At 43.8% G+C, this 12624-nt stretch carries 11 protein-coding genes and 2 pseudogenes; 8 read left to right on the top strand and 5 right to left on the bottom strand.

The features are described 5' to 3' along the window. The first annotated feature begins 142 nt into the window (after positions 1 to 142). A complete protein-coding gene (locus tag R7Z78_RS22360; RefSeq protein WP_001617865.1) occupies positions 143 to 1018 on the top strand; it encodes an extended-spectrum class A beta-lactamase CTX-M-14 in 876 nt (291 codons plus the stop codon). Positions 1019 to 1097: 79 nt separating this feature from the next. Then, positions 1098 to 1481, top strand: a pseudogene (locus R7Z78_RS22355) (IS5-like element IS903B family transposase); the annotation flags it as partial. 57 nt (positions 1482 to 1538) lie between these two features. On the opposite strand, the pseudogene R7Z78_RS25055 reads toward R7Z78_RS22355, so the two are convergent. The 3 genes and pseudogenes from R7Z78_RS25055 to R7Z78_RS22345 all read right to left on the bottom strand — a co-directional run. Then, positions 1539 to 2087 (bottom strand): annotated as a pseudogene (locus R7Z78_RS25055) (hypothetical protein); the annotation flags it as partial. A 581-nt stretch (positions 2088 to 2668) separates the two neighbouring features. After that, positions 2669 to 3055: a DUF2513 domain-containing protein gene (locus tag R7Z78_RS22350; protein ID WP_169629000.1), complete on the bottom strand. Its 387-nt coding sequence runs from the start codon at positions 3053 to 3055 to the stop codon at positions 2669 to 2671. Positions 3056 to 3366: 311 nt separating this feature from the next. Then, complete coding sequence (locus tag R7Z78_RS22345; RefSeq protein ID WP_169629008.1) at positions 3367 to 6282, bottom strand: Tn3 family transposase; 2916 nt, start codon at positions 6280 to 6282, stop codon at positions 3367 to 3369. A 124-nt stretch (positions 6283 to 6406) separates the two neighbouring features. On the opposite strand from R7Z78_RS22345, the gene R7Z78_RS22340 reads away from it, so the two are divergent. From R7Z78_RS22340 to R7Z78_RS22325, 4 genes are read left to right on the top strand one after another with little or no spacing between them, the layout of a single operon-like run. Then, positions 6407 to 6691: a recombinase family protein gene (locus R7Z78_RS22340; RefSeq protein WP_282960979.1), complete on the top strand. Its 285-nt coding sequence runs from the start codon at positions 6407 to 6409 to the stop codon at positions 6689 to 6691. Positions 6692 to 6713: 22 nt separating this feature from the next. After that, positions 6714 to 6977: a recombinase family protein gene (locus R7Z78_RS22335; protein WP_318117000.1), complete on the top strand. Its 264-nt coding sequence runs from the start codon at positions 6714 to 6716 to the stop codon at positions 6975 to 6977. After that, positions 6977 to 7744, top strand: a complete 768-nt coding sequence (locus tag R7Z78_RS22330) for a DUF333 domain-containing protein (RefSeq protein WP_212668986.1) — start codon at positions 6977 to 6979, stop codon at positions 7742 to 7744. Before R7Z78_RS22335 ends, R7Z78_RS22330 begins: the two co-directional genes overlap by 1 nt. Before the next feature lie 2 nt (positions 7745 to 7746). Further along, on the top strand, positions 7747 to 8592 hold the full coding sequence (locus tag R7Z78_RS22325; protein WP_169628999.1) for a copper resistance protein NlpE: 846 nt from the start codon (positions 7747 to 7749) through the stop codon (positions 8590 to 8592). Positions 8593 to 8761: 169 nt separating this feature from the next. Here the strand turns inward: R7Z78_RS22325 and R7Z78_RS22320 are convergent, their stop codons facing one another. Together R7Z78_RS22320 and R7Z78_RS22315 are read right to left on the bottom strand one after the other, a co-directional pair. After that, positions 8762 to 9139, bottom strand: coding sequence for a hypothetical protein (locus tag R7Z78_RS22320; protein ID WP_169628998.1), 378 nt, complete (start codon positions 9137 to 9139; stop codon positions 8762 to 8764). A gap of 359 nt (positions 9140 to 9498) precedes the next feature. Continuing rightward, positions 9499 to 10155, bottom strand: coding sequence for a DNA adenine methylase (locus tag R7Z78_RS22315; protein WP_012774866.1), 657 nt, complete (start codon positions 10153 to 10155; stop codon positions 9499 to 9501). Positions 10156 to 10579: 424 nt separating this feature from the next. On the opposite strand from R7Z78_RS22315, the gene tnpC reads away from it, so the two are divergent. Next, on the top strand, positions 10580 to 11986 hold the full coding sequence (tnpC, locus tag R7Z78_RS22310) for an IS66 family transposase (protein ID WP_169628997.1): 1407 nt from the start codon (positions 10580 to 10582) through the stop codon (positions 11984 to 11986). Positions 11987 to 12172: 186 nt separating this feature from the next. Continuing rightward, complete coding sequence (gene radC / locus R7Z78_RS22305) at positions 12173 to 12619, top strand: RadC family protein (protein WP_086959602.1); 447 nt, start codon at positions 12173 to 12175, stop codon at positions 12617 to 12619. Positions 12620 to 12624 lie beyond the last annotated feature (5 nt).

Genomic DNA, 12624 nt, shown 5'->3' with positions numbered 1-12624 from the left:
AAGGTGGTTGTAAATAATGTTACAATGTGTGAGAAGCAGTCTAAATTCTTCGTGAAATAGTGATTTTTGAAGCTAATAAAAAACACACGTGGAATTTAGGGAATACTGATGTAACACGGATTGACCGTATTGGGAGTTTGAGATGGTGACAAAGAGAGTGCAACGGATGATGTTCGCGGCGGCGGCGTGCATTCCGCTGCTGCTGGGCAGCGCGCCGCTTTATGCGCAGACGAGTGCGGTGCAGCAAAAGCTGGCGGCGCTGGAGAAAAGCAGCGGAGGGCGGCTGGGCGTCGCGCTCATCGATACCGCAGATAATACGCAGGTGCTTTATCGCGGTGATGAACGCTTTCCAATGTGCAGTACCAGTAAAGTTATGGCGGCCGCGGCGGTGCTTAAGCAGAGTGAAACGCAAAAGCAGCTGCTTAATCAGCCTGTCGAGATCAAGCCTGCCGATCTGGTTAACTACAATCCGATTGCCGAAAAACACGTCAACGGCACAATGACGCTGGCAGAACTGAGCGCGGCCGCGTTGCAGTACAGCGACAATACCGCCATGAACAAATTGATTGCCCAGCTCGGTGGCCCGGGAGGCGTGACGGCTTTTGCCCGCGCGATCGGCGATGAGACGTTTCGTCTGGATCGCACTGAACCTACGCTGAATACCGCCATTCCCGGCGACCCGAGAGACACCACCACGCCGCGGGCGATGGCGCAGACGTTGCGTCAGCTTACGCTGGGTCATGCGCTGGGCGAAACCCAGCGGGCGCAGTTGGTGACGTGGCTCAAAGGCAATACGACCGGCGCAGCCAGCATTCGGGCCGGCTTACCGACGTCGTGGACTGTGGGTGATAAGACCGGCAGCGGCGACTACGGCACCACCAATGATATTGCGGTGATCTGGCCGCAGGGTCGTGCGCCGCTGGTTCTGGTGACCTATTTTACCCAGCCGCAACAGAACGCAGAGAGCCGCCGCGATGTGCTGGCTTCAGCGGCGAGAATCATCGCCGAAGGGCTGTAACTGGTTTTGTTGAATAAATCGAACTTTTGCTGAGTTGAAGGATCAGATCACGTATCTTCCCGACAACGCAGACCGTTCCGTGGCAAAGCAAAAGTTCAAAATCACCAACTGGCCCACCTACAATAAAGCCCTCATCAACCGTGGCTCCATAACTTTCTGGCTGGATGATGAAGCTATTCAGGCCTGGTATGAGTCAGCAACACCTTCTTCACGAGGCAGACCTCAGCGCTATTCTGACCTTGCCATCACGACTGTGCTGGTCATTAAACGCGTATTCAGGCTGACCCTGCGCGCTGCGCAGGGCTTTATTGATTCCATTTTTTCTCTGATGAACGTTCCGCTACGCTGCCCGGATTACAGCTGTGTCAGCAGGCGGGCAAAGTCGGTTAATATCAGTTTCAAAACGCCCACCCGGGGTGAAATCGCACACCTGGTAATTGATTCCACCGGGCTGAAGGTCTTTTGAGTTAACGAATGATTTTAAGTTCTCTAAGTTCTCAAGATAGCTACGCGCACCTTCTTTGATTGTTGTACCTTCAACTGAACCTAGACCTAAAGCAAAAGAAAAAAACGTTGCTTTCCCCTCAGCTTTTTCTTCCAATTTTCGTGTTAGTTCAATAGTTTTTTCTGGCTTCAAATCGCCAGCCACATGACCTAAAAATGCCAGAAACTCGCGCAAAACCGCAATCTTTTGCTCATCAAAATCAGAATTGTTTTTAACTATGTGCTTGGCTAAATTAATGTAAATCATCCATTCAAATATTGGCACATACTTAGTAGTTGAAATGTCCGCTCCCTGAAAATGGATAAGCTCATGAAACACAAAGTCTTTTAGTGATTCGACCTCAGCTATTAATGATTGCTCTCTGTTTCGTTCACATACAACGTGTGCGAGGAGGGTCTTTCCTGTTCCTTTACGCCCTATGACTACAAATTTTTTCTGAGACTGTATCTTTTCGATGCAATTCCCGATGTTATAAAAGTAATCTTTGTAGTCTTTCAAGTATAGAATTTCATTCTCAGCGTAAACATCGCCAAAATGTATTGCATTAATTTTTGGTTTTAACATCGTGTTCCTACCCAAACATAAAAGCGATGAAATTATATGCTTATAGTGGCACTCTTTCCATGGACAAGATCATTATATTAACAGCTTATTTGCATTTTGATGTCGTCGATTTCTTTTCTTTCATGCCTCGACCACCTCGAAAGAGGAATACGTTTTACAGCGAACCTTGATAGTTCAGTACAATTTACGCCGCAATACAGCACAGGATTTTCAACGAACACAATTAGATGAATGGATAACTTTTAATAGGGGGAAATCTCATTAACAGGGTGTGAATGAGTAAAGGGTCTAACGCATAAAGGGGCATTTTCGTGCCAGCTAAGAGCAAGCTGACACGTTGATGGACAAAAGCACGTTAGAGTATGGGTTCTAACGCGCGAGATTTGGATTAGAAAAAGTATCTTGAAACCTTAAACGTTAGGCTTATGTGTGTGATTCATAGAGGTGGTTTCAATTTTCTTAGCTGAAGATCGAGCTTGTAATTTTGCTCTTGAAACCGCTCTTTCTGCACGCCACCTAAATCACTACACTTACCGTAAACTACAAATGCCACGCGTTGCGAATCCGTCTTAAAGCGTTTGTTATGGTTCATTTTCATCCATAAGACCTTTAAGCTTTTTCTTAGCAAAATTCGCAGCCAAATCTTTTGCAACTGCTATAACAGTTGCCACACTATCGTCCTTGAACTTAGTTTTGATAACATTCCATACATCTTCTTGGCGCAAGTTATCTAAAAATTCATGCCCAGCCCAAGTCATACTAGTTATAACAAACCTTGCAGGAGCCATCGATGAGGAGGAGTGACTTCTAACGTAATCACCTTCCAATAATCCGGCATCAATTAACAAAGCAACATGATAATTTATGTCCTCTGGCTTATAGTTTTCAAAATTAAAGCCAGAAATTCGGTCAGGATGCTTCTCAATAGAAAGAAGTAATCTTCTGATTAAAGCCATATCTCTTTTCAATCTGCTAATCCTCCAATGAACCATGTAGCCTTGTTAAGGTGTGAGGCGCGCAATACCGAAGATCCCGCATGCCACCTTGACCACTAAAAACAACGCATAGTAAAAATGCCACGCGTGCCGAATCACTCTTGAACAATTTGTTATGCAAATTTTTAGAGCACCCTAGCCATAAGCATTTTTTGCAATTTATCTGGAAAGCTATCAGCTGGAATAAGATCATCAAACAACCATTCAAAATACTCATCGAGAATATCGACCAACTCTCCAATAGTGTAATAGGGGTAGACAGGGAAAACGGAAAATATCCTACGCTAAGCACGTGGCCACCGGTATTCTCCAGTCAGAGTTATATGATCCCATCCGAGTGGCGAGATATGTTGTAGCAGGTCTTCATTAATATCAGTGCCTTGGTCTTTGAGTGCCTGGACAGCTCTCTCCAGATAAGTTGTATTCCATAGAACTATAGCCGCTGTTACTAAATTCAGGCCACTGGCACGGTAACGTTGTTGCTCAAAACTGCGATCTCGGATTTCTCCAAGGCGATTAAAGAAAACCGCACGGGCCAAAGCATTACGTGCTTCGCCCTTGTTCAGCCCCACTTGAACACGCCGCCGTAACTCGGTGCTTTGCATCCATTCCAACATAAACAAAGTACGCTCGATACGCCCTAATTCCCTCAATGCGAGCGCTAACCCGTTCTGTCGAGGATAACTCCCCAGTTTGCGCAACATTAACGAAGCCGTGACAGTACCTTGTTTGATTGATGTCGCCAGACGTAATATTTCGTCCCAGTAAGTTTGAATCAGCTTTATATCGAGTTTGCTACCAATTAGGGAGGATAATGCAGAGTGACTTTTCTCTCCTGGAGGAATAAACAACCGTTTATCGTGAAGATCCCTGATTCTGGGTGCAAAGCGAAAACCCAGCAAATGGGTTAAAGCAAATACGTGATCGGTAAAGCCAGCGGTATCGGTGTAATGCTCTTCAATTCTCAAATCCGATTCATGGTATAGCAAACCATCCAAGACATGTGTTGAGTCACGTATTGCGGTGCTAATATTTTGTACATGATACGGCTCGTATTGGTCTGAAATATGGGTGTAAAATTGCACACCTGGTTTTTGTCCATACTTCAGATTGACTCGCCCAGAAAAATCGCCGCGTGCACCAACCTTAAAGTTTTGTCCATCAGATGATGATGTTGTGCCATCACCCCAGTTTTTCGCGAATGGATGCTGAGATTGTGCATTAATCAACTCAGATAATGCCGATGAATAGGTTTCATCTCGCACATGCCATGCTTGTAACCACGCAAGCTTGGAATATGTCGTGCCAGGGCAAGATTCAGCCATTTTACTAAGCCCTAGGTTGATGCCGTCAGCGAGGATACTGGTTAGCAATAGCGTTTTATCTTTTACCTCATTATCTGTTTTTAAGTGGGTGAAATGACGAGTAAAGCCAGTCCAACTATCAACCTCCATGAGTAAATCCGTAATCTTAATACTCGGTAAAAGCCCAGATACTTGAGTGCTCAATGCAGCCGCTTCGTCGGGAACTATTTTCTTTAAAGGAGATACTCGTAGCCCAACTTCTGTAATGGATGCATCGGGCAATTTATCGGTGATGGCGAGATCATTAACGACTTCTAATTGCTCGCTAAGTAATGTTAATCGTTGCTCCAAATAATCATGGCTTTGAATACTGATGCTAACAGGTAATGCGTTGGTAGCTTGAAGGTTTTTGAAGTGTGGCATTGGCACCATATAATCATCAAAGTCTTTAAACTGCCGTGATCCTGTTACCCAAATGTCGCCTGACCGTAACGCCCCTTTCAATTCAGTAAGAACACATATTTCGTAGTAACGCCGGTCAACACCCTCATCAGTAAAGATCAGCTTTCTCCAACGTTTAGGTATGAAGTCAGTTGGCGCGGTTTCCGGTATTTTACGGGACTGTTGTTCATTCATTTGACGTAAAACATTTACAGCTGTCAGAATTCCAGAGGCTGAAGGCGCTGCTTTCATTTGCAATACACTTAACATTGCGGGGGCATATTTACGCAAGGCACGATAACCATCGCTAACCAAATAAAGGGAGTCAAAATCTTCTCGTTTGGCCAATAACTGTGTCTCATTGACGCTAGTCTCAAATTGATTCCAGGGCAAAATTTGCTCGATTGCTTCGTATGGATTTTGACCCGCTTGTTTTGCTTTTATAAGTGCCAGGCCAACTTGGTGGAATTGTCTTAGTTTGGCATGAATCGTTTTTGACGATTGCTGGAGCTTGTCTGCTTGAGTACGTTTTGCATTGCTAAATAGCTTACTAATAATACGGTCGTGTAAATCGATGATTTGATCAATGACAGTGGCTCGCGCCTCTACTGTTATAGCGGTCAGTGTTGCGTAACGACGTGCTGCTTCCAGTTTGGACAAGTCTTTGGACGTCATTTGCTTGCCTTCACGGGCAAGCTTTAATAATCGATTTTGATGAATGAGTCGGTCAATACCATTGGGGAGTTCTAAACTCTCCAGGATTTTAAGTCTCTCAATATGCAGTAAAATATGCTTCGCATTGGTTTTTAACGGTGGCTGGCGTAACCAAACGAGCTCTGTCATATGGCTGCTTTCGTGCCGCTCTAATAATCCGTCCAATGCTCGTCTTTGCTGGCGTGATAACGCATCATTCAACAACGCATAGACTTGACGCTTTCCCTGCGTCAGGGCCGTGGTGCATGTTCGCTCAATAACTGATATTGAGGGTACGATAATATTGTTTTGACGCAACCAGAAAACCATCGCCTTGGCCAACTCCATGCCTTTATCCGTGCGCGTAGCTAACTCAGTCAGGGCATCAATGACCGCTTGATCATCATCTTGTGTGAAGGGACGTATTGCCAAATAACCGTACAGCTCTTGTAAATGCTCCCAACGAGTTGCAGAACGTTCTGCATAAAACTGCCACTGCTCAGGTTTTGTTTTTAGGCTTTTTGCAACCCGTAGCAGCAGAGCTGAATCTGGCTCAGCACCTTTTTCAAGCACGCAGCCTGGATATTTCAAATAGCAAAATTGTAGCGCAAAACCTAGCCGGTTGGATTCGCCTCGGTGTCGCTTAATTAAAGATAAATCGTGTTCACTGAATGTTGTTAGCCGAATGAGTCCCGATTCATCGGAGGGGATTGCTAGCAGCGCTTCTTTTTCCATCTTGGTCAATAATTGTCGTCTGGGCATCACTTCCTCTTTTGTATAAACGTTAGTTTGTGCAACAGTATTAGTCGTAACGGAAAAACAAGGGTTTGTGCGTTGCATAAATATATTGCACAATCAAAACAAATGGCAATAGATAAACGCAATCATGCATATTGGTTACGCTCGCATTTCGACACAAGAACAAGACTCTCAGGCTCAGGTTAGCGCCCTTGAAAAAGCAAAGTGTGAATTGATTTTTCATGAACAGGCTTCCGGTGGTCGTTGGGATCGGCCAGAGCTTCAACGTCTGTTAGAGCAGTTACGCAAAGGAGACGTGCTTGTCGTATGGAAACTGGATCGGCTATCAAGATCACTAAAAGACCTTTTAATGATTCTTGAGAAAGTAGAGAAAGCAGGGGCGGCATTCTTAATGCCTGACAGAATCCATTGACACCTTAACGCCAGCCGGTCGAATGATGATGCAAATTGTCGGGTCGTTTGCGGAATTTGAACGAGCGATGCTACGAGAAAGAACAAAAGCTGGGCTTGAGTCAGCGCGAAAGGAAGGGCGAGTTGGTGGTCGGCGACCCAAACTAACGCCACAACAACAAAATGAAATAATTTCGCTTGTTACGTCAGGGACGAAAACAGCGGCTGATGCCGCCCGACTATTCAGAGTTCACCCTTCAACTGTTACACGGCTACTAGCGAAGAATAGAATGATCGGAGCAGTATAATGAAGTCATATTTAATACGTGCCGTCTCCGTGAAGTATATTCTTCTGGGGAGGGTGTGTTTATACAGCAACAAAGCAGAGGTAAATAAATTAATGAATCGCATAATTAAAAATAAAGCAGCCTGGTTAGACAGCTTGAAGAATATAACTGCATTATGTTTTTTCCTCTTTATCTCTGCATGCTCTAATACCGCGTTGGAGCATGCAGAGAGTCTAGGGGCTTTGGCTAATCCTGCATCGACGCACTGCAGCTTAATTGGTGGTAAAAGCGCTATAGAAAAAGCGGATCAAGGTGATAGAGGCTATTGTAATCTGCCGGGGGGCTCAACATTTGATGAATGGCTACTGTATCGCCTTAATCATCAAGTGCTTTACACCCTGCAACAGGACGATGCGGGTATCAAAATAGAACACTATCAATCTAAGGCAATAGATTTTAATGGTGACAGTTGCCCTGATTTTTTAATATTAATGAACTATGAGAGCGGTTATTGTGGCAACGCGGGTTGCTCATTAGTGGCTCTGTTGTGTGAAGACGAAACGTTACGCTTTATAAGCAATACGCCTATCGTAAACGAACCTATTTATCTTTCTAAGCTAACATCTTTTGGCATGAGAGACATCATTGTACGAAAGAGCGGTGGTGGCTACCCCTCTAGCGATGCTCGTCTTAAATTTGACGGCGTGAAATACCCTGAAAATGACTCCAGAGACAGCGCTACTATTCTGACGTCAGACAAAGAGCTTGTTTTTGGGCTAGGGCAGTGAAAATGAAAGTAATTAAACGTATCGCCGTTGGTACTATTTATTTATTGGCCTTTTATTTCCTCGCTGGCTGCAGTTCAAACGAGAAATCTCTACTACCGCTTTCAGAGGCGGTGGTAAGTGATGTCTCAGGGGATGACTTGTCAGCAAGAACCACTAATAACCTTTATGACCAAGCACATAGTACTAAAAATGCTGTGGACTGGGATGGCGTCTACATTGGTACGATTCCTTGCGCGAGCTGTCCTGGTATCAAGATGATTCTCACGGTCAGCGAAGGTGGCTATTACAGGCTTGAGGAAACGTATTTAGGGGAAAAAGATGGCATATTTCGTAGTGAAGGCCTATTCGACTGGGATGACTCCGGTAGCAGGATTACCTTTCGAGGCGAGGATAAGCGCACATGGATGGTTGGTGAAAACAGGGTATGGCTAGTCGATGCCAATGGAAAGCCGTCCAGTAATTATATGCTGAAAAAGCAGCGTGAGCAGATAGAAGCAGAGTTACCCCTTGTAAGGACGCCTTACAGAGACGCTTCTGAGTTAAAAGTGGGTGATACTATAATACTTGATGGTTTATACACTTGGGGGCATGAGGTGGTGTCATTTGAGCCGTGCGCTTCAAATTATCAATATTGGGCAACAGGTAAAACGGCTATTACTAAGCCGCTGAATGAAGCAAGCTTTAATAAAGCTATAGTGCGAAAAAGCCCTTACCAGCCCATCTTTATCCGCGCTAAAATTAAAGTACTACCGCCAGCTCAGGAAGGGTTTGCTGAGAGTTACGATGGGTTAATAGAAATCTTAGATGTAAAGAAGTTATTAACGGACAAGGACTGCAGCTCCAAATAATACGCTTATGAATATATAAGAAAAGTTGTCTTGTCGTAGGGCTCTTATATTAATAAGGTCACGCTACAGCATATTTCGCCACTCGGATGGGGGATTACATAACTCTGACCGGAGAATACCGGTGGCCACGTGCTTAGCGTAGGATATTTTCCGTTTTCCCTGTCTACCCCTAATATGCGTTCGCTACTGAAATTCCAGGCTGAGGTCCAAACACGTAAGTAAAATGATCCCTAATTTCTGGTTTGTGGACCTCTGTAACAACCTTTTTTTCATCGCTAGGTTTGTCCAATCGAAAATGTTTCGAACCATTTGCTAGATCGCGCGTAGCATTAACTAGTTCCTTCATTTGTGGCGGCGCTTGATTAACTTTTTTATTAAACAAGTTAGGCCGATTTTGTTTATCGTTTTTAATCCAGTCGTGGTGCAAGTGCCATGCAGTGACCACAAAGTTGAAGAAATCATAAGGGTGATAACTTTGAGTAACTCGTTGCCGCTCAAATTTTAATTTTTCACGTAACTCGTGAACTGTCTCTATACCTACTTTCAAACGAAGTCCTCAAATTGCATAACGCTTTCTATGCGGATTTTAGCCGCCTTTCATATTCCTATCATGTAACCTTTTTAATACCACATCAACGTGTAATCAATAGGTTAATGAAAGTTAACAGAGATTAGATTGTATGATGCCTGATGATTTCAGAAAAATGCTGGTGCCCAAACTCCTTCGGATAACTTTTGATAGGGGAAATTACTAGGTTCGAACTGAGCAAGATCTTTTGCTCTGAATTGTTTTGGGGCATTTTAGATTTAGGAATGGCAGCGTATCGATTGCGATCGCTGCCATTTTATTATGATACTTTAATACTCAGTAACGATTTATTACTTGGTAACGAATTTATTACTCTCTCACAACGATTGTAAAATTGCTGATAAAACGGCTTGCTTTTCACCTGGCGGCAAAGACTTAAAATTGTTGGCCCATCTAGCCGCCTTTCTTTTGATGCGTTGTCTGTCGGTGAAGTTTGTCCCTGCGAACGTATGGTAATGAATGTCCCCAGGCTTGAAGTTGCACCACACTGTTTCTGTTCGGACCCCTCCTCGACTCATACACTGAAAATCTATACTCCACCAATCCTTTAGGTGTTCGTCGTATAGGTCACTGCGATAACCAGAAAGAAGGACATAACAAGGTAAGCTACAAAGTATTTCCAGTAGTTCTATATGGTCCTCATTAGTGAGTTCATAATCATATTTAGCTGAACTGGTGCGCGTGTCAGGGACATAAGGAGGGTCGGCATAGACAACCGTTCTACCACTGGACTCGAAATCATGGGTACGTAAATAATCAAAAGCATCACCACAAATCAAGCTTGCTGCAGCATAGTCAAATTCATCTATACATTTCTTGTTTAAGTCGATGCCAATATTTTTTTGAGCAGGGGCTTTCCTTTTCATGACTGCACCCGTACCAAGAAATGCTTCGATATAAGTATCGTGTGGCGGTATTAGATTGATAATTGTCTGAAACACCCCGCTTCCACTTTTAGCGCCTAAATAACCCACTTTCTAACCCTCATTCCTTACTCTGTGGCCAGTATAGACATTTATGTCTATGACGGCCACAGCTGCCATAGATATAGGTGTCTATACTCGATGAAAATTACGCCAGGAAGGAAATCCAATAGCTTTATTCCTTTTAGCTGCTAGAAAATAACCTAACCTAGCTAATTTGGGTTGGTTAAATTGAATTGGTCAAATAGCCTCGATGTTCACTTATATTGTCCTATCAACATTCACCAGGTAAATAGAGCATACCTAAAATGAACACCTCTTAAAAAGACACATGATTGTTTTTACGCCAAAAGTAAATGCTATCAATTTTTGGTAACTATTCACCCAGGAGCTATTGACAGCAAATTTATGTGACTGAGTTAACTTGATCCCACATTCAACTTGAGTGATCTTTTTGTGGTGGCAATCTGGAGGTATGAATAAGAAAACATTACCTCCACCGCCAGATTTCGATTCGCCTGAAGAGGCGAAAGACATCATACACTTTTTATGGAATAAGCTGGCAGAGCTTGAAGACCGACTAAATCAAAATAGTCGAAACTCTTCTGTGCCATCATCTCAACAACCCCTGCATAATAAAGCTAAGAATACTTCGCCAAATCGGAAGAAATCTGGAAAAAAGCAAGGAGCTCAACCAGGTCATAAAGGCCATCGCCGACTGCTTCACCCTGTTGAAGACAGTGCCTCGGTTGAGCAATACTTACCGAATAAGATATGCCACTGCGGTGGGTGTGTTATTCCAAATAGAAAACCTTATAAACGACACCAAATCTTTGACTTGCCAGATATCTCATACACGCTTGTTGAACATCAAATTTTTAAAGGCGAGTGCTCATGGTGTGGTGATAAGCACCAAGCGGAGCTTCCAGAGTCTGTGCCCGATGTTCAAATGGGGCCAAATCTACATAGCTTTATCGCAATCCAAGCGACGCAGCACCACCAAAGCATAGGTAAAATACAATCTATGCTGAAAGACGTCTTCCAGCTAAACTTCTCAACAGGTGCAATATCTGCGGCGCAAGGACGAGTCACTGAATACTTAGCTGATACTCATACTCAAATCCATGACACAGTAAAAGCATCTAAACTGATTATGGCTGATGAGACTTCACATCAGCGCAATAATGATAAACGCTGGATGTGGGCCGCACTCAGCAATGACGTAGCCTTTTTCCAAATTAACAGTGGAAGAAACCAACATGCTGCCAAACGACTACTTGGTGAAGCGGTTTCACACCTTTTAGTGACTGACCAATATTCTGCCTACAAATATATCGACGAATCTAAGCGCCAATTATGCTGGGCTCACATATTAAGGAACGTCATCGCTATCGAGGAGAGCGTTTGTCCTGAAAACCAAAAAATCGGAGAAAAACTCGCTTTAATCGCTCATAGCGTATTCAGGTGTCATCACCGATATATCGAAGAAAAAATTACCGAAAGCCAATATTACCGGCGACTCAGGCGATTACGAAAGAGCTGGCTTCATTGGCTCAAATTGGGTAGTTATCAATGCTCAAAACGATATCGAGGTAGATGTCGAAACCTCATCGCTGATGATGCCATGGTCTGGCGGTTTATGGACGACTCCGAGTGCCCGTTAACAAACAACGCAGCGGAGCGAGTTCTCCGTAATTACATACTGATGAGGAAGTGTTGTTACGTGACTCGCTCATATCGAGGCGACCAGTTCCGCGAACGAATGTTCTCGCTGATAGAAACCGCCAAACTTCAGCAGGTCTCTGCTTATAAATGGCTGCGTGAAATCGTCGAACATCACATGTTGAAAGTTGATTATCAGGCACCAGTATTTTTAGCGTAAACCGTCGTCAATAGCTCGTGGGTGAATAGTTACAATTTTTGAGTGGAGCGTTAGCCCTAAAGTCTTATTACACATTGGAAATAATGAAGAAATAGATTAAAAAAAAGTAGACGCCGCCACAGTGGGGCGGTATAATTGTTTACGAAAGGTCGGGAATGTTCCATGACCTATAAATGGAGAAACGCAATGTTTACACCAGAAGAACAAAGCATCATTGACCAAGCAGCCGCTATTTTTGCAAAAAAAATCAAAACTTGTGATGCCTTTACCAGTCCTGATCTAGTTAAAGGCTTTTGCCAGGCTCGACTTGCTACATCTGAGCGTGAAATTTTCATGCTGCTAATACTCGATAATCAGCACCGACTAATTGAAGCCGTAGAGCTTTTTCAGGGAACGATTGATAGTGCCTCTGTATATCCGCGTGAGGTTGTAAAATCCGTTCTCAAACACAATGGCGCAGCTGTGATCCTGGCTCATAATCATCCGTCAGGTGTTGCAACCCCATCTAGTTCTGATCGTCGTATTACACGAAGAATAAAAGACGCTTTGGAGTTGGTTGATGTTCGTACTTTGGATCACATCGTGGTCAGTGTTGAAGAAACTTATGCGTTCTCTGAGCATGGGATAATTTAGTTATG

Origin of the sequence: Vibrio sp. 1167 (assembly GCF_033340375.1) — a bacterium.
Taxonomy (GTDB): Bacteria; Pseudomonadota; Gammaproteobacteria; order Enterobacterales; family Vibrionaceae; genus Vibrio; species Vibrio alginolyticus.
Note: the sequence above shows the minus strand (reverse complement) of the source record. Positions and strands in the feature narration are given on the sequence as shown.